This is a genomic window from Streptomyces thermospinosisporus, from assembly GCF_039526425.1.
In the GTDB taxonomy this organism is placed as follows: domain Bacteria; phylum Actinomycetota; class Actinomycetes; order Streptomycetales; family Streptomycetaceae; genus Streptomyces; species Streptomyces thermocarboxydovorans.
Genome location: NZ_BAAAIZ010000004.1, coordinates 44295 through 68078, shown reverse-complemented (window position 1 = coordinate 68078; position 23784 = coordinate 44295). Strand labels below are relative to the sequence as shown.

22 protein-coding genes are annotated in these 23784 nt (G+C 74.4%); 10 read left to right on the top strand and 12 right to left on the bottom strand.

Annotated features, from left to right (window positions below; genetic code table 11):
- Position 1: 1 nt before the first annotated feature.
- Positions 2-934 (bottom strand): DUF6397 family protein, encoded by a 933-nt coding sequence (locus ABD207_RS01835; RefSeq protein ID WP_344009466.1) that lies wholly within the window; start codon positions 932-934, stop codon positions 2-4.
- Between the two features lie 150 nt (positions 935-1084).
- A complete protein-coding gene (locus ABD207_RS01830; protein WP_344009464.1) occupies positions 1085-1498 on the bottom strand; it encodes a roadblock/LC7 domain-containing protein in 414 nt (137 codons plus the stop codon).
- Positions 1499-1574: 76 nt separating this feature from the next.
- On the opposite strand from ABD207_RS01830, the gene ABD207_RS01825 reads away from it, so the two are divergent.
- A complete protein-coding gene (locus tag ABD207_RS01825) occupies positions 1575-2003 on the top strand; it encodes a PPOX class F420-dependent oxidoreductase (protein WP_344009462.1) in 429 nt (142 codons plus the stop codon).
- Positions 2004-2086: 83 nt separating this feature from the next.
- A complete protein-coding gene (locus ABD207_RS01820) occupies positions 2087-2641 on the top strand; it encodes a GNAT family N-acetyltransferase (protein ID WP_344009460.1) in 555 nt (184 codons plus the stop codon).
- Between the two features lie 95 nt (positions 2642-2736).
- On the opposite strand, the gene ABD207_RS01815 is transcribed toward ABD207_RS01820, so the two are convergent.
- The 5 genes from ABD207_RS01815 to ABD207_RS01795 form a co-directional block, all read right to left on the bottom strand.
- Positions 2737-3342 carry a GTP-binding protein gene (locus ABD207_RS01815; RefSeq protein ID WP_344009458.1) on the bottom strand — a complete coding sequence of 202 codons (606 nt, stop codon included), beginning with the start codon at positions 3340-3342 and terminating at the stop codon, positions 2737-2739.
- Positions 3343-3443: 101 nt separating this feature from the next.
- Positions 3444-3854 (bottom strand): DUF742 domain-containing protein, encoded by a 411-nt coding sequence (locus tag ABD207_RS01810; protein WP_343997325.1) that lies wholly within the window; start codon positions 3852-3854, stop codon positions 3444-3446.
- Between the two features lie 23 nt (positions 3855-3877).
- A complete protein-coding gene (locus ABD207_RS01805; protein ID WP_344009456.1) occupies positions 3878-4315 on the bottom strand; it encodes a roadblock/LC7 domain-containing protein in 438 nt (145 codons plus the stop codon).
- Positions 4312-6888, bottom strand: a complete 2577-nt coding sequence (locus ABD207_RS01800) for a sensor histidine kinase (protein ID WP_344009454.1) — start codon at positions 6886-6888, stop codon at positions 4312-4314. The genes ABD207_RS01805 and ABD207_RS01800 overlap by 4 nt, the downstream gene beginning before the upstream one ends.
- 197 nt (positions 6889-7085) lie before the next feature.
- Complete coding sequence (locus ABD207_RS01795) at positions 7086-7859, bottom strand: MHYT domain-containing protein (RefSeq protein ID WP_344009452.1); 774 nt, start codon at positions 7857-7859, stop codon at positions 7086-7088.
- Between the two features lie 151 nt (positions 7860-8010).
- Here ABD207_RS01795 and ABD207_RS01790 point away from each other — a divergent pair, with 151 nt between their 5' ends.
- The 4 genes from ABD207_RS01790 (at position 8011) to ABD207_RS01775 (ending at position 11961) form a co-directional block, all read left to right on the top strand.
- A complete protein-coding gene (locus ABD207_RS01790) occupies positions 8011-8610 on the top strand; it encodes a class I SAM-dependent methyltransferase (protein ID WP_344009450.1) in 600 nt (199 codons plus the stop codon).
- A 103-nt stretch (positions 8611-8713) separates the two neighbouring features.
- A complete protein-coding gene (locus ABD207_RS01785; protein WP_344009448.1) occupies positions 8714-9010 on the top strand; it encodes a hypothetical protein in 297 nt (98 codons plus the stop codon).
- A 136-nt stretch (positions 9011-9146) separates the two neighbouring features.
- On the top strand, positions 9147-10049 hold the full coding sequence (locus tag ABD207_RS01780; protein WP_344009446.1) for a hypothetical protein: 903 nt from the start codon (positions 9147-9149) through the stop codon (positions 10047-10049).
- 526 nt (positions 10050-10575) lie between these two features.
- Positions 10576-11961, top strand: coding sequence for a tannase/feruloyl esterase family alpha/beta hydrolase (locus tag ABD207_RS01775; RefSeq protein WP_344009444.1), 1386 nt, complete (start codon positions 10576-10578; stop codon positions 11959-11961).
- Positions 11962-12025: 64 nt separating this feature from the next.
- Here ABD207_RS01775 and ABD207_RS01770 read toward each other — a convergent pair whose 3' ends face one another.
- On the bottom strand, positions 12026-12208 hold the full coding sequence (locus ABD207_RS01770; RefSeq protein ID WP_167997791.1) for a hypothetical protein: 183 nt from the start codon (positions 12206-12208) through the stop codon (positions 12026-12028).
- Positions 12209-12526: 318 nt separating this feature from the next.
- On the opposite strand from ABD207_RS01770, the gene ABD207_RS01765 reads away from it, so the two are divergent.
- Together ABD207_RS01765 and ABD207_RS01760 are read left to right on the top strand one after the other, a co-directional pair.
- Positions 12527-15604, top strand: a complete 3078-nt coding sequence (locus ABD207_RS01765; RefSeq protein WP_344009442.1) for a DEAD/DEAH box helicase — start codon at positions 12527-12529, stop codon at positions 15602-15604.
- Between the two features lie 5 nt (positions 15605-15609).
- Positions 15610-17073: an SWIM zinc finger family protein gene (locus tag ABD207_RS01760; RefSeq protein ID WP_344009575.1), complete on the top strand. Its 1464-nt coding sequence runs from the start codon at positions 15610-15612 to the stop codon at positions 17071-17073.
- A gap of 52 nt (positions 17074-17125) precedes the next feature.
- On the opposite strand, the gene ABD207_RS01755 is transcribed toward ABD207_RS01760, so the two are convergent.
- Both ABD207_RS01755 and xylA read right to left on the bottom strand, forming a co-directional pair.
- Positions 17126-17629 carry a hypothetical protein gene (locus ABD207_RS01755; RefSeq protein ID WP_344009440.1) on the bottom strand — a complete coding sequence of 168 codons (504 nt, stop codon included), beginning with the start codon at positions 17627-17629 and terminating at the stop codon, positions 17126-17128.
- Between the two features lie 460 nt (positions 17630-18089).
- Positions 18090-19256 carry a xylose isomerase gene (gene xylA / locus ABD207_RS01750; RefSeq protein ID WP_344009438.1) on the bottom strand — a complete coding sequence of 389 codons (1167 nt, stop codon included), beginning with the start codon at positions 19254-19256 and terminating at the stop codon, positions 18090-18092.
- Between the two features lie 139 nt (positions 19257-19395).
- Between xylA and xylB the strand changes: the two genes are divergently transcribed.
- On the top strand, positions 19396-20841 hold the full coding sequence (xylB, locus tag ABD207_RS01745) for a xylulokinase (protein ID WP_344009436.1): 1446 nt from the start codon (positions 19396-19398) through the stop codon (positions 20839-20841).
- Between the two features lie 103 nt (positions 20842-20944).
- On the top strand, positions 20945-22156 hold the full coding sequence (locus ABD207_RS01740) for an ROK family protein (protein ID WP_344009434.1): 1212 nt from the start codon (positions 20945-20947) through the stop codon (positions 22154-22156).
- Positions 22157-22517: 361 nt separating this feature from the next.
- Here the strand turns inward: ABD207_RS01740 and ABD207_RS01735 are convergent, their stop codons facing one another.
- Positions 22518-22712, bottom strand: a complete 195-nt coding sequence (locus ABD207_RS01735; protein WP_344009432.1) for a hypothetical protein — start codon at positions 22710-22712, stop codon at positions 22518-22520.
- Positions 22713-22826: 114 nt separating this feature from the next.
- Positions 22827-23690 (bottom strand): phosphatidylinositol-specific phospholipase C/glycerophosphodiester phosphodiesterase family protein, encoded by an 864-nt coding sequence (locus ABD207_RS01730; RefSeq protein WP_344009429.1) that lies wholly within the window; start codon positions 23688-23690, stop codon positions 22827-22829.
- Positions 23691-23784 lie beyond the last annotated feature (94 nt).

Genomic DNA, 23784 nt, shown 5'->3' with positions numbered 1-23784 from the left:
ATCACCGTTCGCCGCTCCGGCGCCACCGGCGGCCGAGGCAGTCCCGCAGTCTGCCCAGAGGCCGGTCCGGCTCCGCGGCAGCCGTGCACACGGCCCGGTGAGAGCGTGGCGCCGGCCTGGGTGCCGGACGGTGCTCGCGTGCCTCGGCCACCAGGCCCGCCAGCTCCGCCCGCAACCAGGCGATCTCGTCCTCGTCCTGCGCGGTCGTCAGCTCTTCGGCGAGCCGGACGGCGGAGGGCCCCGATGCCCCGCCGACCGGGGGCGCCGCGCGGAATACGTTCAGATGGGAGCGCTCGTAGGGGTCTTTGACCACCTCGGCGACCTGCAGCGGGGCGAGCAGCGACGCCACGGCTCCCGCGCGGCCCCAGGGGTCGCCGTCGGCCAGGCGGAGCAGGCATCCCAGGTGCCGGTTGCGCCAGTTGCGCGGCCGCACGTCGAGGCCGGAGTCGAGCGGGCCGCCGAGGGCACCGGGCGGGCGGCCGGTGAGCAGTCCGGCGTTCTCCTCGGCGGCGGCGAACCGGCGCAGCTCCTCGGCCAGATAGAGCCAGTCGACGGCCCCGTGCGGGCCGAGCGTGAACCGCACCGGAACCAGCAGACCGAGCCGGGCCAGACGGGTGAAGCGGTCCTCGGTCACCTTCATCAGGGCGGCGCCTCGTGCGGCGCCCACCGTCTCCACGCCGGCGCGCAGCGCTTCGGGGAAGCCGGGCCGGGCGCGGAGCCTCGCGATCTCGGTACGCGCGACCGCGCGGCCGCCGCCTCCCCCGCCGACGGGCCGGGTGCGGATGCGGCCGAGCCGCACCGCGAGGTCGAACTCGTGGCGCTCGAGGCCCAGCTCCCGCGCCGCACGGCTCGGCTCGAGCCAGGTGTCGCGGACGGGCCTGTGGCGCTCGGCGGCGACGGGCGGCAGGACGGACGTGACGGTGTTTCCGGACATGGTGGTCTCCCCCGTGGGACGTGTGCGGCCGGGCGCCGGGTGCGCCCGCCGGAAAAGACCGTATCCGAATTGTCACTCTCCGTGTTGACCCTGTGGACAACTTCGACCACACCCACAAATGCGCAGGTCAGAGGCGTGCTGCGGCCGAGGTCAGAGGGCGGGCCCGGGGTCCGCTGCGTGCTGCCGGGCGTCCACGTCGAGGTGCTCGCCCACCCGGTTGACCAGCAGGGTCATCTCGTAGGCGATCTGCCCGATGTCGGCCTCGGCGCCGCTGAGCACGCACAGACAGCTGCCGCTGCCCGCTGCGGTGACGAAGAGGACCGCGTCGTCGAACTCGACCATCGTCTGGCGCACCGACCCCGCGCCGAAGTGACGGCCCGATCCCTTGGCGAGGCTGTGCAGTCCGGAGGAGACCGCGGCCAGGTGCTCGGCGTCCTCGCGCCGCAGACCGGTGCTCGAACCCGTCACCAGCCCGTCGTTGGACAGGATCAGTGCGTGCCGTACGTGTTCGACCCGCTCGGCCAGGTCGTCCAGCAGCCAGTCGAGTCCTTGGTTCTGCGCCATGATGCGCGCCCTCCCCGTGTGTTCTCCCCGCGCCAGCCTTCCCCACCTGCGGGCGCCGAGCAAGCAGGATGGAGCCATGGCAGAGAAGATGACCGACGAGGAATGGCGGGCGTTCGTCTCGCACGGGACCCGCACCGGCAAGCTGTGCACCGTGCGGGCGGACGGCAGCCCTCATGTGGCGCCGATCTGGTTCCTGCTGGACGGCGACGAGCTGGTGTTCAACACCGGGGCGCGGACGGTGAAGGGGCGCAATCTGGCGCGGGACGGCAGGGTCGCCCTGTGCGTGGACGACGAACGGCCGCCGTTCGCCTACGTGATCCTGCACGGCCGGGCGCGTTTCGTGGACGACCCCGTCGAGCTGCGGCGCTGGGCGGCCAGGATCGGCGGACGCTACATGGGCGAGGACCGCGCGGAGGAGTTCGGGGAGCGCAACGGCGTGCCCGGCGAACTCCTGGTCCGCGTCACCATCGACAAGGTGCTGGCGGAGAAGGGACTGGCGGGGTGACGACGGGGCCCGGGGCACGGATCACCGGCTGCTCCAACCAGGCACCACACAGACCGTCCCGGGCCACACAGAAAGGCTGAAAGATGCAGGACGACCCGAGGAACGCGCGGACCGACACACTCCTCCCCTCCCCCCGGGTGGAGGCCCTCGAGGAGTACACGTCCGCCGACCTGCGCGACATGGCCGGGGACGACCGCGATCCGTTCGAGGTCTCCGCCCTGGGGCTGACCTGGCGCCCCAAGGAACACCACTTCGGCGTCCGGGCGGAGAACCGCCTGGTGGCCCATGCCGCCTGGGTCGCCGTACCCGTCTCCGTCGACGGCACCGCGTTACAAGTGGCCGGCCTGGGGGGCGTGATCGTCGCCCCGGGCCTGCGAGGCCGTGGCCTGGCGGGGCTCGTCGTGTCCGCGGCCATGGCCCACGCCGCGGAACGGGGGCTTGAGCTCGGCCTCCTGTTCTGCCGTCCGGACCGTGTGTCCGTCTACCGGAGGATGGGGTGGGATCCGTTGCCCACCGACGTGACGGCCGAACAGCCGGACGGCGAGCTCACCATGCCCCTGCCGGCCATGTGGACCTCCCTTGGTGGCGCTGAGAAGTGGCCTCCCGGCCCGGTTCGCCTTCTGTCGCTGCCCATGTGACCGTCACCGCACATGGCAGCTCGGACCGTCAGCTGCCCCACGGCCGGAGGGGACCGCCGTTCGAACCGCCGGTCCCCTCCGGCAGAACCCCCTGGTCAGCCCACCGAGTCCAGCAGCCGGGCGGTGTGCCGGCGGCCGGCGTACTCGACGAGGCGGATGAGCACCTCCTTGCCCGACTCGCGTTCGCGGGCGTCGCACAGCACCACGGGCGTTCCGGCGTCCAGGTCCAGCGCGCGGCTGACGTCCTGCGGGGCGTGGCGGCGCGCTCCGGCGAAGCAGTTGACGGCGACCACGAACGGGATGGCCCGGTGCTCGAAGTAGTCGACCGCGGGGAAGCAGTCCTCCAGGCGCCGGGTGTCGGCGAGGACCACCGCGCCGAGGGCGCCCTGGGCCACCTCGTCCCACAGGAACCAGAAGCGGTCCTGTCCCGGGGTGCCGAAGAGGTACAGGGACAGCCCGGAGCGGATGGTGATGCGGCCGAAGTCCATGGCGACGGTGGTGGTGGACTTCCGGTCCACGCCGCCGGTGTCGTCGACCAGCTGGCCCGCCTCGCTCAGCATCTCCTCGGTGCGCAGCGGCCTGATCTCGCTGACCGCGCCGACCAGGGTGGTCTTGCCCACGCCGAAACCGCCGGCGACCAGTATCTTCAGCGCCAGTGCGGTCGGGTCGCCGCCGGGGGTGTCGGGGTGCTCAGGGGCCATGGATCACTTCTCTCTCGAGTGCCGGCCGCGGTCGGCAGGGGTACGGGGCGGTCGCGGGTGCGGCTGGCGGCACCGCGCGGCACGGGAACGGGGGCGGGCGGCTACAGGGCCCGCAGTCCGGCGATCACCTCGCGGAGGATGCGTTCGTCGGGGAGGTGCGCGGGCGGCACGGGCCTGCTGACGGTGACACAGCCGCGTTCCACCAGATCGCCGAGGAGGACCCGGACCACGCCGACGGGCAGGTCCGCGCCCGCGGCGAGTTCGGCGACCGACTGGGTCTCCGGCCGGCACAGCTCGATCAGGGTGCGGTGTTCCGGTCCGAGCGCCGGGTCGTCGATGCCGGGGGCTGCCGGGTCGAGGGTGACCAGGGCGATCAGGTCGAAGTGCACGCCGGTGACGGCGGGCCTGGTGCGTCCGCCGGTCATGGCGTAGGGGCGGACGAGGGGCCCGGCCTCCTGGTCGTACCACTGGCTGCCGGGCTCGCTCGGGAAGCCGGTCGTGTGCTCGGTCATCGGCTCGGGCCGCTGTTCTCTCCTCATCCGGCGGGGGTGGGCCGCGCGCCGACGCGGGGCGCGGTGTACAGGTGCTCGCCGACGCGTTTGACCAGCCGTGCCATCTCGTAGGCGACGAGGCCGATGTCGGCGGTGACGGCGGTGAGGACGGCGAGGCAGGAGCCCTCTCCGGCGGCGGCCACGAAGAGGAAGGCGTCGTCCATCTCCACCATGGTCTGGCGCACTCCGCCGGCCCCGAAGTGCCGGCCCGCTCCCTTGGCGAGGCTGTGGAATCCGGAGGCGACGGCCGCCAGGTGCTCGGCGTCCTCCCGGCCGAGGTCGGTGGAGGCGCCCACGGCGAGCCCGTCGTTGGACAGCACCACGGCGTGCCGGACATCGGCGGCGCGGCACACCATGTCGTCCAGCAGCCAGTCGAGTTCACCGGTCCGCCGGGTGCCTCGCCTGCTGGGGTCCTGGATCATGCGGGGTCTCCTTCACTGCCGTGGTGCTGCCTGTGGGGGCCGGCTGCGCCGCCGCGGCCGGGTTGTCTGCCGCCGCCGCGCGCCCAGCCGGCGCGGTAGGCGGCCATGCGGTCCCGTACGAGTTCGGGGGTGCGCTCGTCCTCGTCGTGCCGGGCCGGGGCGGGTGTGCCGGGAGGCTGCTCGCGCAGCTGCGGGGCGAGGCTCGCCTGCCGCACGCGGCGCGGGAGGTCGTCGGAGCCGGCCGGCTCCTGCTGGGGGCGGTGCAGGCGCAAGGGGGCGGCTCCCTGGGGTGGGTTCGGGGCGGCGGCGTCCGTCACGTCGGCCGGGGGTGCCGCGGGGGCCACCAGTGAGGGCCGCCCGTCCGGGGCGGGCACGGCCCGCTGCCGCGGGAGGTCGCGGGAGACCCGCGCCTGCGTGCCCCCTTCGCCGGCAACGGCGGCGACGTGCGTGTCCCCGTCGCCGGCGACGGCGGCGAACGCGCGCTCCTCGGCCGGGCGGGCCGGGCGGATCTCGCCCCGGGAGCGGTCCTCTGTGCTGTCGTCGAGCAGGCTGGTGGGCAGCAGGACGACCGCGGTGGTGCCGCCGTACGGCGAGGTCTTCAGGTGCACCTTGATGTCGTGCCGGGCGGCGAGCCTGCTGACCACGAACAGGCCGAGGCGGTCGCTGTCGAAGAGGTCGAGCGCCTCGGACCGGGCGATGCGGCGGTTGGCCTCGGCGAGGGACTCCTTGCCCATCCCGAGTCCCCGGTCCTCCACCTCGATGGCGTATCCGTTGCCGACGGGTTCACCGGTGACCCGCACACGGGTGTGCGGCGGGGAGAACTGGGCGGCGTTCTCGATGAGTTCGGCGAGCAGGTGGGTGAGGTCGGCGACCGCCGCTCCGACGACGGACGCCTCGGGCAGCTGGCGCACCTCGACCCGGGCGTAGTCCTCGACCTCGGAGACCGCGGCGCGCACCACGTTGGTGAGGGAGACCGGCATGCGCCAGGCGCGGCCGGGTGCCGCCCCGGAGAGGATGATCAGGCTCTCCGCGTGGCGCCGCATCCGGGTGGTGAGGTGGTCCAGGCGGAACAGGTCGCTCAGCTCGCCCGGGTCGTCGGAGCGCCGCTCCATGCTGTCCAGCAGGCTCAGCTGACGGTGCACCAGGACCTGACTGCGGCGGGCGAGATTGACGAAGACCCCGGAGATGCCGCCGGCGAGTTCGGCGCGCTCCACGGCGGCGTGCAGCGCGGCCCGGTGCACGGTGCCGAGGGCCTCGGCGACCTGGCCGGTCTCGTCCTGGGCGGGCGGTCCGGGCGGGGCCTCGGCGTCGATGTCGATCTCCTCGCCGGCCCGGAGCCTGCGCATGGCCTCGGGGAGTTTGCAGCGGGCGATGTCCAGGGCGTCGTTGCGCAGCCGCACCAGTTCGACCACCAGGCCGCGGCCGATGCGCACCGAGATGACGAGGGAGGCGGCGACCGCGGCGAGGCCGAAGAGCACGGCGGCGCCCGCCGGGGTGAGCAGTCCGCGGGTGAGCGGGTCGGCGCGGCGGGCGACGCCCCGGCCGGCCTCGTCCTCGATGGCCCGCATGCCGTCGCGGACGCGGGTGTGGGCGGTGTTCCAGGTGCGGGCGGGTGCCGCCTGGACGGCCCGGGTGCCGGAACCGCCGGAGAGCACCTTGTCCTCGGTGGCGGCGAGGGCGGCGTAGGCGTCACCGCGGGCGAGTTCGGCCCAGGCGGTGCGTTCCGCGCCGCGCAGGTCGGCGACGGCGGAGTCGGTGAGGGTGCGGCGCAGTTCGACGGCTCCGGTGAACAGCCGCAGCCGTTCGCCGTCGAGCCGGCCGTTCAGCCGGGCGCCGGCCAGCAGCGCGTCCTCCTGGGCCAGTGCCTCGCCGGCGCGGGAGAACTCCAGCAGGACGCGGGCGTCGGAGCCGAGGTCGGCGTCCTGCAGGCCGGTGAGGGAGCCGACGGCGCCGAGGGCGGCGGCGATGGTGCCGGTGTAGCGGTCGTAGGTGGTGCGCCAGGCGGCTTCGCCCTCGCGCACGTCGGTGCGCAGCGGGCGGAGCCGTTCGGCGGCGGAGACGAACGTCTGGAGCCGGTCGGCGACGGTGCGGGGCAGTTCCTCGCCGTAGGCGACGGTGCCGTTGCCGCCGAGTTTCAGGCGGGCGACGGCCCGGTCGGTGGCGCGGGCGCGCTCGGTGAGGTCCTGGTCGGGGACGGAGGAGGCGTCGGAGACGCGGCGCACCGCGACTGAACGTTCCGCCTGGAGGGCGGCGACGGCCGCGGCGAGCGGGGCGCGGACCTTGGTGTCGACGCGCTGGATCTGGCGGAGTCCGGCGATGTCCTGGGCGGTGGTGACCGTGGCGTGGCCCCACAGGGCGAGCAGGGAGACCACGGGCACCATCAGCAGGCAGACGATCTTGGCGCGCACGGTGCGCGGTCCGCTGAGCCTCCGTCCGGCACGCGCGGGTACCGCGGTGCCCCGCGGGCCCGGGCCTTCGTCGGCGGGCGGTCCGGCGTGGGCGCGCCGGCCGCGCCGGGGCGGTGGGGGCGGCGCTTCGGCGCGGGCCGCGGGGCTCCTACGGGGTGGGCGCATGAACTCCTCGCTCGAGGGTGGTCGGGGCGGGCCTGTCGCCGCATCGGTGCCGTGCCGTACCCCCGGGTGCCGTCCGGGGACGGCGGGTCCGGGTGCGGTCAGGGGGCGGCGGGTGCGGGTGCGGTCAGGGGGCGGCGGGTGCGGGTGCCGGAGGACGGCGGGTCCGGGCGCGGTCAGAAGGTGGCGGGTACGTGCGGTCAGAAGGTGGCGGGTTCGACGGGCCGCTGGGCCGAGGCCGAGGCCTCGCGCTCGTTCGCGGTCGGCGACAGGGCGACGAAGGCCGAGGTGATGAACAGGTAGGATCCGAGACCGACCGCGAGCGGGAAGATGAACTGCATCACCGTGGCCCCGGGCAGGGCCTCTCCGGAGGGCGTGACGCGGACGCCGACCGCGAGCATTCCGGTGTAGTGCATGCTGGTGACCGCCGCGCCCATGATCAGTGAGGCGACGGTGACCGCGACGGGCGACTTGATGTTGAGCGCCGCCCACAGCGCGGCGGTGGCCGCGACGACGGCGATCAGCACGGACACGCCGACGAGCACCGGGTCGTAGCTCACCTCGCCGTGCAGCCGCACCGCCGCCATGCCGAGGTAGTGCATGCTCGCGACGCCGAGGCCGGTGGTGAGCCCGCCGAGCAGCAGCGCCCGGCCACGGTCGCGGCTGTAGCCGACGGCGAACACGCCGGCGCAGACGACGAGCATGGCGACCAGCAGGCTGGCGATGGTCAGGGGTACGTCGTAGCGGATCTCGGTGCCGCTGACGCCGAAGCCGAGCATGGCCACGAAGTGCATGGTCCAGATGCCGGTGCCGAGCGCCGAGGCGGCGGTGATCAGCCAGTTGCGGCGGGAGCGGCCGGTGGTGGCGAGGGCGCGGACGGTGCAGCGCAGTCCGAGAGCGGCGCCGGTGCAGGCCATCACGTACGACAGCACGGGGGTAAGCCACCCCAGGGCGGCGTGGTCCAGGTGTCCCATGGCTCCGGGACGCTAGGGGTGCGTGGGCGCACGAAGGGGGCGCGTTTCGAAAGGTGTTGGAATATGACGCCGAAATGCGCCGGAACGATCGCCTCGCGCTCGAACGTGCGCGCAGCGGCGTCCTCCGTACCGGTGAGGGATCATGCGGAGCATGAGCGACGACCACACACGTGTCCAGGAGTTCTTCGCCGCGCGGGCCGCCGGCTGGGAGCGGCGCTTCCCCGACGACGGTCCTGCCTACGAGGCGGCGGTCGCCGAGCTGGGACTGCGCCCGGGCGACCGGGTGCTGGACGCGGGCTGCGGCACCGGGCGGGCCCTGCCGCCGCTGCGTGCCGCCGTGGGTCCCTCGGGCGTGGTCATCGGGGCCGACCTGACCCCGGAGATGCTGCACGAGGCGGTCGGGAAGGGCCGGGACCGGGACGGGGTGCTGCTGCTCACCGATGTCACCGCGCTGCCGCTGCGCTCCGGTTCGCTGGACGCGGTGTTCGCGGCGGGTCTGATCGCCCATCTGCCCCGGCCGGCGGAGAACCTGCGGGAGCTGGCGCGCGTGGTGCGGCGCGGAGGGGTGCTGGCGCTGTTCCATCCCGTGGGGCGGGCGGCGCTCGCGGCGCGCCAGGGACGGCGGATCACTCCGGACGATCTGCGCGCCGAGCCCAGTCTGCGCCCGCTGCTGGCCGGTTCGGGCTGGCGCATGACCTCGTACGTCGACCGGGACGACCGATTTCTGTCGCTGGCGGTGCGTACGCCCTGAGCGCCCGCGGTCGCCCTCTTCTGCGACGGCGCTTCCAACTCTACGTTGAGGGAGAGGAGATGCACGGTCGGCGAGGGCAACCGCTCAGCGGGAGGGTGGACCGATGTGGGGCAGGGTTCGCAAGTTCGGCGGCAGAGTGATCGGCAGTCTCCGCACCGAGGAGCGGCCGGCGCGGCGGGAGCGTCCGCACAACCTCTTCGAGGCCGCGGCGGCGTACGTCTCGGCCTGCGCGGAGGACGACCAGGACCGCATCGAGGAGGCGGCGGGCTGGGTGTCGCCCGAGGCGCTGTCGTTCGGGGTCAATGAACTGGCGTGCCGGGCCGTGATCGCGCTGGCCCGGGAGCGCGACGAGTCCCCGCGGACGGTCGCACGGTCGCTCCTTGGGCTGCCCGCCGTCTGATTCGTCCCCCGGCGCATGGCCGATTCGCCCGTCCGGCAGGAAAACTGCAGCTCCGGCAGTGCGGGCCGGGTCGTGACAAGGGGCTCGGGGTCGGCATAGGGTGCGCGCCGACGGACGAACCGATGGGGAGGCTGGGATGGCCGGGACGGACCAGGAAGCCGTCGCCGCCGAGGACGACGCGCTCTATGTGCTCACGGCGGTGCTGCTGACGCCGGCGAAGTTCCCGAGTGTGCTGGGCGACGACTACCCGGAGGCGTGCGCGGCGCTCGATCTGCCTCCCGTGGCCGACGGCTACGGGCTGGTTCTCGGCCAGGACGGCGAGGGCGCCCGGTGGACCGTGGTGGTCGACGACGTCTCCCTGGTCGCGGTCGCGATCGCCTCCTGGGACTGCGGCATGGAGCACGACCTCTCGCCGGACGAGCGCACGGTGGTCACGGCGCTGCCCGGCTGGCCCCTCGCGGTCGCCGTGGCGGCCCCGAACGTGCCCGCGCCGCACGATCCCGACCCGGAGATCGCCGGCCGTCCGCCGCTGACCCCGCCGGACACCAGCGTCTGGGGCCCGGCCCAACGGCGCCTGGGCGCCGACGAGATCGCCCAGCAGTGGGCCACCTGGCGCGAACAGGTCGACGACAGCGCGTTCGTGATGCCGGGAGAGGGCGACACCGCTGCGGCGGAGGACGGCGGGAGCACTGGTTCCGAAGGCTCGGAGGATGCGGACGCCGGGAGTGACGGCGACTCCGGCGACGCCCCGGGCGAGGCACGGCAGCCGCGTCATCCCGGCATCCGGCGGGTCCTGGCCGAGGCGCGCGCGTACATCGACGCGCCGCCGCCGCTCGGACGCGTCCGCTCCTCCTTCGCCCCGGGAGGGGCCCGCACGCTGCGGGCCGACGGCCCCGGCTGGTCCCTCGTGGCCCGGACGGACGACATCGCCTTCGTCCTGCTCGACGACGAGCCCAACGAGGTCCTCCCGGTGGGCCGCGGAAAGGAACTGCCGGGGTTGCTGGAGGCGCTCGACAAGATTGCGGTGCGGCCTCTCTGAGATGGCTGGCCGGTTGCGGTGCCGCATGGCTGAGGGCGGCCGAGGGTGGCGGTGCGGCCTGGCTGAGGGACGGCTGAGAGTGGCGGGTCGCCTGCCTGAGGAAGCGGCGAGGACGGCGGCGCGACTTTCCTGAGCAGGGCGGCGGCGCGGCTCCCCTGAGGACCACGCGCGGCTGGCGGTGCGGCTGTCCCGGGGACGAAGCACAGACGAGATGCGGCTGGCTCCCTGGGGACGACGCGCAGACGGCGTGCGACTCCTCTGAGAGCAAGGCGGAGACGGGCGATACGGCCGCCGAGGACGGCGTGCCGGGCCTCCGGTCGCGCCATGTTGACGGGCAACGGGATCGGACTCACACATTCGGGCTCACCAGGGAGCCCACACCGCAGGTGTTGGGAACCGCCACGGTCAGGCGCCGTGCCATGTGGTGCCGACCCATCGCTGACAGCCGGACGGGACTCCACCATGGGGCAGCCGTACGCAGCGGCAGCTGCCCTCTTCCCGCGTCCTGTCCCTCTCGGAGGCCGTCATGCGCCCGTACCGTGGCGTTCCGTTGCTCGCTCTCGCCCTCACCTCGGTCGCCCTGACCGCTCCGGCTCCCTCCGCCGCGGCGGCGGACGGCCACTGTGACCGTCAGGAGCGCGTCCGGGTGCCGGGCGCGGCCCATCAGCGCAGCGCCTGCCTGGCAGATCTGACCACGACGGGGCTCGCCGGCACCCCGTACACCGACATGGCCGACCAGGCGGGCCTCACGGCCGCGGACACCCGCTCCCCCTCCGGTGTCCCCGGGGTCCAGATCGACGGCTACTTCCCGGACTCCTCCCGCTTCAACAACACCCACGGCTGGAAGCACGACGCGCAGTTTGTGATCCGGCTGCCGGACCGCTGGAACGGCGGACTGGTCGTCACCGGGGCTCCCGGCACCCGCAAGCAGTACGCCACGGACAAGGCGATCTCCGACCAGGTGCTGGCGCGCGGCTACGCGTACGCCGCGACCGACAAGGGCAACAGCGGAGTCGACTTCTACCGGGACGGCCGCCGGCCCGGCGACGCGATCGCCGAGTGGAACATGCGGACCACCCAGCTCACCCGTGCCGCCCGGAAGGCCGTCGCCCAGCGCTACGGCCACGCCCCAAGCCGTACCTACATCACCGGGATCTCCAACGGCGGTTACCTCACCCGCTGGCAGCTGGAGAACCATCCCGAGCTGTACGACGGCGGCGTGGACTGGGAGGGCGCGCTGTGGACCGCCGACGGACCCAATCTGCTCACCTCGCTGCCGGCCACGGTGGCCCGCATGCTGGGCGGGGCGCGGGACGAGGATCTGCACGCGGTGGGCTTCGCGCCGGGCTCGGAGTTCCTGTGGCCGTACCACGAGAAGGCGTACTGGGGCCTGACCCAGAAGATCTACCGGGCCGAGTTCGACCCTTCCTACGACTCCGCCTGCCCGGGTCCCTCGGCCGGGAGCACCACGGAGGAGATCCTCGCCCCGTGCGCCTCCGACGCCGCCTACGACTACGCGGGACGCCCCGCCTCCGTGCACCGCGCGGTGGCCCGGGTGTCACTGAGCGGACGCATCGGCAAGCCGCTGATCACCCTGCACGGCGATCTGGACGCCCTGCTCCCCAAGGCGGCCGACTCCGATGTCTACGCCCGCATGATCGAGGCGCGCGGACGCGGCGGGCTGCACCGCTACTACACGGTGCAGGGCGGTACGCACGTGGACGGGCTCTACGACACCTATGCGGACCGGCTGCGGCCGATCCTGCCCTGCCACCGGTCGGCCTTCGACGCCCTGGTCGCCTGGGTGGAGCGCGGAGTCCGGCCACCCGCGGACCACACGATCACCAGGCCCGCGGACGGCGACGTGGTCAACTCCTGCGCGCTGGGAGGTGACGGGACGTCAGAGCGCTAGGCGTGCCCTGCCCTCCGCGGTCTCCGGACCCGCGAACCCCTGGGCCCTTCCCTTCAGCTCCTGCTCAGCGGCCGAGCTCCCGGCGGGAGACGCGGCGGAGCCTGCGCCGCTGGGAGGGGTCCAGGGCGAGGTAGGCAGCGGCCGGGACGCCGAGGATGATCAGGAGGGCGGCCCACCAGGGCAGCCATATGAGCAGGATGAGCCCGGCCGCCACGCCCCCCGCGGCGATCTTCGCGTTCTTCGACATGAGTGTCGCCTCCTTCGCGGCCCTTGCCGCTCTCTGTCGTGAAAACGGCCCCGCGTCGGCGCCGGTTCCTGGTCTCGTCCCTGAGACGACCCTGAAGTACGCCCCCTAGGGCTTCCTCAGCTCCTCCTCCCGTCCTCAGCCTTCATAGTGACCCCACTCCCACAGGAGGCATAGCCGGTCGGCGCCGAGCGTGGTGTACCCTCGGCGACCCCGACAGTACTAGTCAAATTTGAGGACTCGGTCATCATCGCGCAGACGACTCCCCCCGCTCCGCCCTCCTCGTCCTCCGACCTGCCCCTGCTCGCCCACTGCTCCGCCGTGTTCCTGCCGGGCGACCCCGCCCGCACCGGCCGCATCGCCTTCTGGCATCCCGACGGACCGCCGCCACCAGCCCTCGAGCCGGGCCGGCTCGAGGAGCTGACCGTCGTCGCGCCCGGTCCGGACGGCGCCGAGCAGATGACGGTGCCCGCGCTGGTGGTGCCGGTGCGTGCCGCCCTGCCCCTTCTCCTCCACGCGCGCACCTCCGGTCAGGGCCATCGGGCCACCGTCTTCTGGGGCGCCGCCGCCCTGCACGCCCTGCAGCTGGTGGCCCGCGGGCTGCTGCTGCCCGGCCTCTCCCCCACCGATCACGACGCCTGGCGCGTGGGACCACTGGGCCCCGAGGACATCGAGGCGGTGCGCCGACTGGCCGCCGCCATGCCGCCCGAGGCCCACGCCATCCCCGTGGACTCCAGCGGGGACCCCTCCGTCCCCGTGGACTCCAGCAGGGCCACCTCCGTCCCCGTGGACTCCAGCAGGGCCACCTCCGTCCCCGTGGACTCCAGCAGGGCCACCTCCGTCCCCGTGGACTCCAGCAGGGCCACCTCCGTCCCCGTGGACTCCGACGCGCCGCTGCGGCTGCCCGGCCCGGAACGCCTGCTGCGCGCCTTCCTGGACGCCGTCGCCGACACCCTCCCCCGCACCCCCGCCGCACCCCTGGTCACCGGCACCCCCGCCTACACCGCGCCGCGGCCGCAGCGGCTGCCGGAGCTGCGGGCCTGGGCCGCCGATGTCGCCGCGGGCCATGACGCGGGCGTCCGGCTCTCCCTGCGTATCGAGGTGGACGGACTGACCGACGACCCAGCGGACGCGGCCGTGCCACCTGCCCGTACACCGGACGAAACCATCAACTCCCCTGACGACACCGCCGCTCCGGAAGACAGCACCGCCTCCGCGGACGACGGCATCACCTCACCCCCGGTGACCTTCCGTGCCGTGCTCCAGGTGCGCAGCGTCAGCGACCCGACCCTCGTCTCGGATGCCGCCGACGTCTGGTCCACGGCCTCGAGCGGCACCTCCGGCGGCGCCTTCGGCGCGGCCGAGTGCAGGGACGCCCTGCTGGCTCTGCGGCGGGCGGCCCGTGCCTGGCCGCCGTTGGCGCCCCTGCTGTCGACCACCGTTCCTGACGCGGTGGAGCTCGCCGACGAGGAGGTCGTCGATCTGCTCGGCGAGGGGACGCGGGCGCTGGCCGGTGCGGGCGTCGAGGTGCACTGGCCGAAGGATCTGACGCGGAGGCTGACCACCCGCGCGGAGGTCGGCCCCGCCCACGAGGAGCGGGAGTCCGGGCCGGCCGGCTTCGCGCAGGGGCCGTCGTTTCTGTCGGCGGACGCACTGCTGGCGTTCGACTGGTCGTTCGCGGTCGGCGGGCAACAGATCACACGGGCGGAGCTGGACCGGCTCGCCGAGGCGAACCGTCCGGTGGTGCGGCTGCGGGACCAGTGGGTGCTGATCGACCCTCAGGAGATCGAGCGCGCCCGCGCCCGCCGGGCCCACAAGGTCACGCCCGTCGAGGCGCTCGGCGCGGCGCTGACCGGCTCCGTGGAGGTGGACGGGGGGCGGATCGGGGTCCGGCCGACCGGATGGCTGGCGGCGCTGCGCGACCGGCTCGCGGAACCCGAGGCGCAGAAGCCGGTCGAGCCGCCGGCCGGGCTCGCCGCCACCCTGCGCGACTATCAGCGGCGCGGTCTCGACTGGCTGGCCCGTATGACCTCGCTGGGCCTCGGCTGCTGCCTCGCCGACGACATGGGTCTCGGCAAGACCGTCACGCTCATCGCGCTGCATCTGCACCGGCAGAGCGACCCGGCGGCGGCCGGACCCACGCTGGTGGTCTGCCCGGCGTCGCTGATGGGCAACTGGCAGCGCGAGATCGAACGCTTCGCGCCCGGCACCGCCGTGCGGCGCTTCCACGGGGCGCGCCGCTCCCTGGACGGTCTGGCGGGCAGCGAGTTCGTGCTCACCACGTACGGCACGATGCGTCTGGACGCCGGCCGGCTCGCCGGGGTCGACTGGGGGATGGTGGTCGCCGACGAGGCCCAGCACGTGAAGAACCCGTACGCCTCGACGGCCCGTCAGCTGCGGTCCATCGGCGCCCGCGCCCGGGTGGCGCTCACCGGCACGCCGGTGGAGAACGACCTGACCGAGCTGTGGGCGATCCTCGACTGGACCACGCCCGGTCTGCTGGGCCGGCTCGGCACCTTCCGCAGCCGGTACGCGGATGCCGTCGAGGCCGGCCGGGACCCGGCCGCGGCGGAGCGGCTGGCCAGGCTGGTGCGGCCGTTCCTGCTGCGCCGCCGCAAGTCGGACCCGGGGATCGCGCCGGAGCTGCCGCCGAAGACCGAGACCGATCACGCCGTGTCCCTCACGCAGGAGCAGGCGGGGCTGTACGAGGCCGTGGTGCGCGAGGCGCTGGCCGAGATCGCCGAGGCGGACGGGATGGCGCGCCGGGGCCTGATCGTGAAGCTGCTGACCGGTCTGAAGCAGATCTGCAATCACCCGGCGCAGTACCTCAAGGAGGAACGCCCGGTGGTCGCGGGACGCTCCGGCAAGCTGGAGCTGCTGGACGAACTGCTCGACACCGTGCTCGCCGAGCAGGCGGGCGTGCTGGTGTTCACGCAGTACGTGGCGATGGCCAGGATCCTGGAGCGGCACCTCGCCGCACGGGGCGTTCCGGCCCAGCTCCTGCACGGCGGCACGCCGGTGGCCGCGCGCGAGGAAATGGTGCGGCGCTTCCAGGAGGGCGAGGTGCCGGTGTTCCTGCTGTCGCTCAAGGCGGCGGGCACCGGCCTGAACCTGACGCGCGCCGAGCATGTCGTGCACTACGACCGCTGGTGGAACCCCGCCGTCGAGGCGCAGGCGACGGACCGGGCGTACCGCATCGGCCAGACCCGGCCGGTGCAGGTGCACCGCATCATCGCCGAGGGGACCATCGAGGACCGCATCGCCGCCCTGCTGGAGAGCAAGCGGGAGCTGGCCGACGCGGTGCTGGGCTCGGGCGAGGCGGCGCTCACCGAGCTGACGGACGCGGAGCTGGCGGACCTGGTGGCGCTGCGCCAGGACGAACGAGGGGGACGGCGATGACGGCGATGACCCGGTACGACGGTGAGCACGGCGGTGAAGGCGCCGGTGCGCAGCGGACGTTCGCCGCGCTGCCGCCCGCGCGCGGGCGGGCCTTCGGCCTGACCTGGTGGGGGCGCGCCTGGCTGGCCGCGCTGGAGAGCACGGCGCTGGATCCGGGGCAGCTCAAGGCGGGCCGCAGCCTCGCGCGGGCGGGCGCGGTCGGCGCGGTGTCCGTGCGGCCGGGGCGCATCACGGCGGTCGTCCAGGACCGCGACGGCACCGGGCACCGGGCGGATGTGCTGCTGCAGCAGCTGACCGACGAGCAGTGGGACCGCTTCGCGGACATGGCGGCCGAACGGGCCGGACATGTCGCGGCGTTGCTCGACCGGGAGATGCCGACGCATCTGGTGGAGGACGCGGAGCTGGCCGGGGTGGAGCTGCTGCCGGGGCTCGGCGATCTGGAGGCCGAGTGCGACTGCGGGGCCTGGGACCACTGCGGTCACACGGCGGCGCTCTGCTACCAGACGGCCAGGCTGCTCGACCAGGACCCGTTCGTCCTGCTGCTGATGCGGGGGCGGAGTGAACGCGCCTTGCTGGAGGCGCTGGAGTCGCGCGCCGGGACGTCGGGGCCGCACGACCGACCCGCCGGGGCCGACGGTGCGCACGAGTCGAACGGGATGCACGGGGCGCACGACGGGCACGGGGTGGACGCCGGCGAGGCGTTCGCAACCGGGGTCGTCCTGCCTCCGCTGCCGGACCTTCCGGCGCTCCCTGCCGCGCCGGGCGCACCCCCGTCGCTGGACACGGAGACTCCGCCACCCGCCGGGATCGACCCGGGCGCGCTGGAGTTCCTGGCCGACCGGACCGCGGCGGAGGCACACCGGCTCCTCTCGGAGGCCCTGCGGGAGGGGCAGTCGGGCCGCCAGGAGCACCTGACTGTGCCCGGAGCGACCGTCGCTCAGGACGCAGTGCGGCTGGCCGCCGGGGAACCCGCGCCGGAGATGGCGATCCGGCTCGCCGAGGGTTCGGGGCGCGGCCGGGACGGGCTGGCCGTGGCGGTCCGTGCGTGGCAGCTGAGCGGGGCGGAGGCCCTGGAGATGCTCGACGAGGAGTGGACGCTGGACCGGGAAGCCCTGGCCCGGGCGCGTGCCGCGCTCGACACGGCCTGGGATGAGGACGAGCGGCCACCCCTGAAGGCCCGCGCCAACCGGTGGACCGTCGTCGGCGCGCCCGTCCAGCTGCGCCTGAGCCGGGACGGGCGCTGGTGGCCCTATCGCAAGGAACGCGGCCGCTGGACCCCGGCGGGAGCGCCCGCCCAGGACCCGGCGACCGCGCTGGCGGCCGCGGAGGGCGCCACCGGTCCCTGGACCGAGCACGCCGCCGGTCCCTGGGCGGAAGGCGCCACCGGTTTCCAGGCGAGCGCGCGCAGATCCCTGGGCCGAGCGCACCGACGGTCCCTAGGTCGAGCACGCCGCCGGTCCCTGAGCTGAGGGCATCGCCGGTCCGTAGGCACAGCACACCTACGTTCCCTGGGCGGGCAGGTCAGCGCGCCGCGGCCTCGCCCAGGGACGGCAGCAGGGACTCGAGGCCGCTCGGCAGATGGCTGGGGAAGCCGGAGGGCCACGCCGTCGGGAAGCCGGACGGCAGCTCGGACGGCAGCTCGGACGGGAATCCCGACGGCAGCTCCGACGGGAGCTCGCTCGGGAACCCGGAGGGCAGCAGACCGCTGGGGAAGCCGGACGGGAGGTCGAGCGAGGGGCCGGGTGATTCGGTGCCCGTGCTGGTCGGCTCCGTGTCCGGGGAGTCGTCGTCGCCGGTGGCGAACAGCACGATCAGGGACAGCGCCGTGACGGCCACGACCGCGGCGAGCAGCACGAGCAGGATCCGGCGTCCGCCGGGCCCGTGCCCTCCCCCGTCCCCGTGGTCGTCGGGAGGTTCCGGCGGCGGGGCTCCGCCGTGGGAGGGCGGTCCGTAACCGCCGCCCGGAGGCGGCGCATCGCCCGGAGGTCCGGCCGGCGGCTGGGGCGGTACGGGTGGAGTGGCCATGGGCCCCATGGTCGCCGCAGGCGGCGCGCGGCGCGAGGATGCCGCGCGGAACGGAGGTGTCACGGGGGCCGTCACACCCATGGGCACGCCCCGGCCACACGCCCGGCGCACACCCGACCCGCCGTCCGCGCAACCGCCCGTCCGCGCAACCGCCCGCCGCGCATCCGAGCAGCCGCACACCTCGCACCTGCCCCCCGCACGCGTCCGGGGCACCCGCCCGCCCGGCATCCGGAGCCGACACGCGACGACCCAAGCCGACACCCGACGTCGCGCCACCCCGACCTCACGCCACCCCGACAGCTAGCCCCGGCGGAACGTCACCCACCGGAGCTTGCTCACCCCCGTCCCCCACGCCCCGAACGCCGCCGGGCCCGCCCGGCACCAGACGGGGCGGAGGCGGACCACAACGACAAGCGAAGGCGGACCGCAACAGCAACCGGACGTCCCCGGCGCGCGCCGCTCAGCCGCGGGCGCCCAGCAGGTGGTCCATGGCCAGCTGGTCGAGCCGCTCGAAGGCCATCCCGCGGGCCGCCGCGGCCTCCACGTCGAACTCCTCGAAGGCCGACCGGTCCTCCAGCAGGGCCTGGAGCCCGTCCGCGGCCGTCGGCCGGGCCAGCTCGTCCAGCCGGGCCGCGCGCAGCGCCTCCTGCACCTCCGGGTCGGCCCGGAAGGCCGCCGCGCGCTCCTTGAGGATGAGGTAGTTGCGCATGCAGCCGGCGGCCGAGGCCCACACGCCGTCCAGGTCCTCGGTGCGCGGCGGCTTGAAGTCGAAGTGGCGGGGGCCGGTGTAGCCGGCCGACTCCAGCAGGTCCACCAGCCAGAAGGCGGACCGCACGTCGCCCGCGCCGAAGCGCAGGTCCTGGTCGTACTTGATGCCCGACTGGCCGTTGAGGTCGATGTGGAAGAGCTTGCCCGCCCACAGCGCCTGGGCGATGCCGTGCGGGAAGTTCAGCCCGGCCATCTGCTCGTGGCCGACCTCCGGGTTCACGCCGTACAGCTCCGGCCGTTCCAGGCGCTCGATGAACGCCAGCGCGTGCCCGACGGTGGGCAGCAGGATGTCGCCGCGCGGCTCGTTCGGCTTGGGCTCGATGGCGAAGCGCAGGTCGTAGCCCTGGGAGGTGACGTACTCGCCGAGGAGGTCGAAGGCCTCCTTCATCCGGTCCAGGGCCACCCGGACGTCCTTGGCCGCGCCGGACTCGGCGCCCTCGCGCCCGCCCCAGGCGACGTACACCTGTGCGCCCAGCTCGACCGCGAGGTCGATGTTGCGGATGGTCTTGCGCAGCGCGTAGCGGCGCACGTCGCGGTCGTTGGCGGTGAAGGCGCCGTCCTTGAACACCGGGTGGGTGAAGAGGTTGGTGGTGGCCATCGGCACCTTCATGCCGGTGGCGTCCAGCGCCTGCCGGAACCGCTTGATGTGCTCCTCGCGCTCGCTGTCGCTCGAGCCGAAGGGGATCAGGTCGTCGTCGTGGAAGGTGACCCCGTAGGCGCCCAGCTCGGCCAGGCGCCGCACCGTCTCGGCGGGGTCGAGGGCGCGCCGGGTGGCGTCGCCGAAGGGGTCCCGTCCCTGCCAGCCGACGGTCCACAGGCCGAAGGTGAATTTGTCCTCGGGGGTGGGCTGGAGGCTCATGCCGCGGCTCCTTGGTCGCTGAGGCTATTTCGTCATGGCGATTTACAAATTAGTATGCGGGCGCACTCCTGGGAAGTCACAAGGTGTTCCCTGTCCGTCCGTGACGCGTCCCGACCGAGCCCGGAAGAGGGAGAGTCCGATGTCAGCAGCCGAGGGTCCGCTCGTCGTCGGCGTGGATACGTCCACCCAGTCCACCAAGGCGCTGGTCGTCGACGTGGCCACCGGCAGGGTGGTCGCGAGCGGTCAGGCGCCGCACACGGTGACCTCGGGCGCGGGCCGGGAGAGCGATCCGCGCCAGTGGTGGGAGGCGCTGTGCGCGGCGCTGCGGCAGTGCGGCGAGCCGGCGCACGAGGCGGCCGCGGTGTCCGTCGGCGGGCAGCAGCACGGCCTGGTCACCCTGGACGAGCACGGCGAGCCGGTGCGTCCGGCGCTGCTGTGGAACGACGTACGCTCGGCGCCCCAGGCCCGCCGCCTCGTCGAGGAACTGGGCGGCGCGAAGTTCTGGGCCCAGCGCACCGGCAGCGTCCCCACCGCCTCCTTCACGGTCACCAAGTGGGCCTGGCTGGCCGAGCACGAGCCGGAGTCGGTCCGCGCCACGCGGGCGGTGCGGCTCCCCCACGACTATCTGACCGAGCGCCTCACCGGTCAGGGCACCACCGACCGGGGCGACGCCTCCGGCACCGGCTGGTGGGCCTCGGCGACCGAGACGTACGACGAGGAGATCCTCGCCCACGTGGGCCTCGACCCGGCGATGCTGCCCCGGCTGGTGCGCTCCGGCGAGGTGGCGGGCACCGTCCGCGGCAGCCACGACCTGCCGTTCTCCAGGGGCACCCTGGTGGCGTGCGGCACCGGCGACAACGCCGCGGCGGCCCTGGGCCTGGGTCTGCGGCCGGGCATGCCGGTGATGAGCCTCGGCACCTCGGGCACGGTCTACGCCGTGTCGCGCCGGCGGCCCGCCGACCCCAGCGGGACGGTGGCCGGTTTCGCCGACGCCCGCAGCGACTGGCTGCCGCTGGCCTGCACGCTCAACTGCACACTCGCCGTGGACCGCGTCGCGGCGCTGCTGGGCCTGGACCGTGAGGCGGTCGAGCCGGGAGGCGGGGTCACCCTGCTGCCGTTCCTCGACGGCGAGCGGACCCCGAACCTCCCGCACGCCTCCGGCCTGCTGTACGGGCTGCGCCACGACACCACCGGCGGGCAGCTGCTCCAGGCTGCCTACGACGGCGCCGTGCACTCGCTGCTGGACGCGCTCGATCTCGTGCTCGACGAGGACGCCGACCCGTCGGCTCCGCTGCTGCTGATCGGCGGCGGGGCGCGCGGCAGGGCCTGGCAGGAGACCGTGCGGCGGCTGTCGGGGCGTCCCGTCCAGGTGCCGGAGGCGAAGGAGCTGGTGGCGCTCGGCGCCGCGGCCCAGGCGGCCGGGCTGCTGACCGGGGAGGACCCGGCGGCGGTCGCCCGGCGCTGGAACACGGCGGTGGGGCCGGTGCTGGAGCCCGTGGAGCGGGACGAGGAGACGCTGGCCCGGATCGCCGGGGTACGCTCCGACGCGGCGCCGCTGCTGGATCGCGCGGCGGGCACGGACTGACGGCGCGGGCCGGCCCGGCCGCTCCGCCGGTGGACGGGAGCGGCGCGGGCGGGACCGCGCGGCTGCCCCACCGGGGCGCCACTGACCGAGGACTGACGGAGGCATGAGCGCACCGCTGCACCACGCACGACCCGCGGCCGGTCCGGGGCGGGCGCTGCCCGACACCCAGCAGGGGATGCGCCGCCGCAACCTGGCGCGGGTGATGCACACCGTCAGCGCCGAGGGGCCGCTGTCCCGGGCCGCCGTCGCCTCACGCATCGGTCTGACCCGCGCCGCGGTGTCCACCCTGGTGGACGAGCTGATCCGCTCCGGCCTGCTCGAGGAGCTGGGTCCGGAGCGGCCCCGCAGGGTGGGCCGGCCCGGCTCTGCGCTCGCGGTGAGCGGGCACGGTCCGGCGGGCATCGGCGCCGAGGTGGGGGTCGACCATCTCGCCGTCTGCGCGATGGACCTGCGCGGCGAGGTCCGGGCGCGGGCGGTGCGGCAGACGGCGAACCGGGACCGGGCGCCCGAGCCCGTGATCGCGGAGCTGAGGGAACTGATCGACCAGGTCGTCACCGAGGCGGACGGCGCGGGCCTGTGGCCGGCGGGGCTGGCCGTGGCCGTGCCCGGTCTGGTGGCGCGGGACGCCCGGACGGTGGTCCGCGCACCCAACCTCGGCTGGCAGGACACCGACCTCGCCGCCCTGCTCCCGGCGCGGTGGCCGCTGACCGTGGGCAACGAGGCCAACTTCGGCGCGCTGGCCGAGCTCTGGCTCGGCAAGGAGGCCCCGCGCGACTTCCTCCATGTGTCGGCGGAGATCGGCATCGGCGCGGCCGTGGTCGTCGACGGGCGGCTGCTGTACGGCAACCGCGGCTTCGCGGGCGAGCTGGGCCATGTGCCGGTGCACCCGGACGGCCCCGCCTGCCCCTGCGGGGGCCGCGGCTGTCTGGAGCAGTACGCCGGTGAGGAGGCGGTGCTGCGCGCGGCGGGCCTGGAGCCCGGCGAGGACCGCGTGGGCCTGCTCGCGGCCCGCGCCGAACAGGGCGACCGGGCCGTGCGGGACGCCCTGCGCGACGCGGGGACCGCGCTCGGCATCGCGCTGACCGGCGCGGTGAATCTGCTCGACCCTCAGAGCGTGGTGCTGGGCGGCGCGCTGGCGGGCCTGGCCCCCTGGCTGCTGCCGTCGCTGCGCTCGGAGCTGGCCCGCCGGACGGCCGGGCCGGCCTGCCCCGTCACGGTCTCCTCGCTGGGCCCGGAGGGACCACTGCTCGGCGCGGCGCACTCGGTGGTGCGGGGCGTGCTGGACGACCCGGCCGCCGTGTCCGAACTCGCCTGACACCCGGCCCACCCACCTGCCCTGCACGGGTCCACGACCGCAAGCTGCCGCTCCCGGCGCCCGACGAGGAGCGATGGCCGCAGACCCTCGGCGCCCCCGACGCCCCACGCGGATCCACGGCCCCAACCTGCCGCCGACCCCGGCGCCCCACGCGGATCCAGGTCGCAGGCCGCCGCCGACCCCGGCGCCCCACGCGGATCCAGGTTGCAGGCCGCCGCCGGCCCTGGCGCCCCCACGCGGGTCCACGACCGCACGCTGCCGCCGACCCCCGGCCCTCCACGCCGGATCCACAGCGGCAAGCTGCCGCCCACCCCTCGCGCCCACGCGGTTCCACGACCGCAAGCCGCCACCGGCCGCGGGTCTACGGCCGCAGGTTGCTGACGATGTCCGCCGTCGCCGTGAGGCCGCTGTGGATGGTGGGGGCGATGCTCGTGCTGGCCAGGTAGAAGCCGAGCAGCAGACACACCAGGGCGTGGGAGAACTTCAGCCCGCCGTTGCGCAGGAAGATCACCGCCAGGATCCCGAGCAGCAGCACCACAGAGATGGAAATCGCCATCGTCTACCTCCTCCGCCACGTCCGCTTCGCGGCGTTCGGCCGCAAGTGTGGCGTAGCGGAGGGTTCGTCCGGGCAGCTGAGGTGTCCTCCGAACGTGTGGTGTCTGCGCCGGCGCTATGCCGGACGGTAGGAGTCCAGGAAGGATTCCAGGCCCGCCAGGTCGTCGGTGTTGAGGAAGTCGGCGTCCGCGGCGACCAGTTCACGCCACACCGCCTCGCGCTCGGGGCCCGGCAGGTCCGGGGTGGCCCAGAAGCGCACCTTCTGGCCGCGCGCGTGGGCGGTGCGCACGATCTGCCGCAGCTTCGCCCGCTCGGCCTCCGGGAAGGCGCCGGACCCGAGCCAGGTGAAGTGCAGTGACCAGTTGTCGCTGATCAACGGCATGAAGGAAGCCGGTGCCGGGCCGCCGAGGTCGGCGAGCCGGCCGTCGTAGAAGGCCCGCCGCACCCGCTGCGCCTCCATCGGCAGCCGGGCGGCGCGGTCGCCGGAGATGACGGCGGTGACCGGTCCGGGCAGCACCCGGCCGTGCACATACGTGGTGAACAGGTGCCGGTAGCGGCGCAGTTGGCGGTCCAGTTCGAGGTAGGTGGACGAGCCCTCGGTCTTGATGTCGATGAGCAGCTGGAGCGGCCGGTGGTGTCCTCGGTGGACCGTGCCGCGGTTGGCGCGCACCCGGGCGGCCAGGGGCTTGAGGTACAGGGACTCCAGGGTGCGGGACGGGTCGAGGTCCACGGGGTCGTGGGCGACGAGGAGTTGGTCGCCGACCAGGAAGATGTCGGCCTCGACGCTGCCGAAGCGGTGGTCGAGGGCGTCGAGGAGGGGACGGGGATGCTCGTAGTCGTTGTGGGCGTGGGCGCGCCACAACGGCCGTGGCCGGTGGCGCTGTTCACCGGCGAGCGCCTGGGTGGCGGGCAGTGCGAAGGAACCGGCGAGGGCGGCGCCGAGGGTGGTGAGGGCTCTGCGGCGGGTGGTGAGGGCCATGCTCTGCCTCCCTGGAAGGGCCTGCGGGACCCCAAGGAGTATGCGGGCCGTCGGGTGCCAAACAGCAGAGCCGTGCACGGAGTTGGCCGGTCCG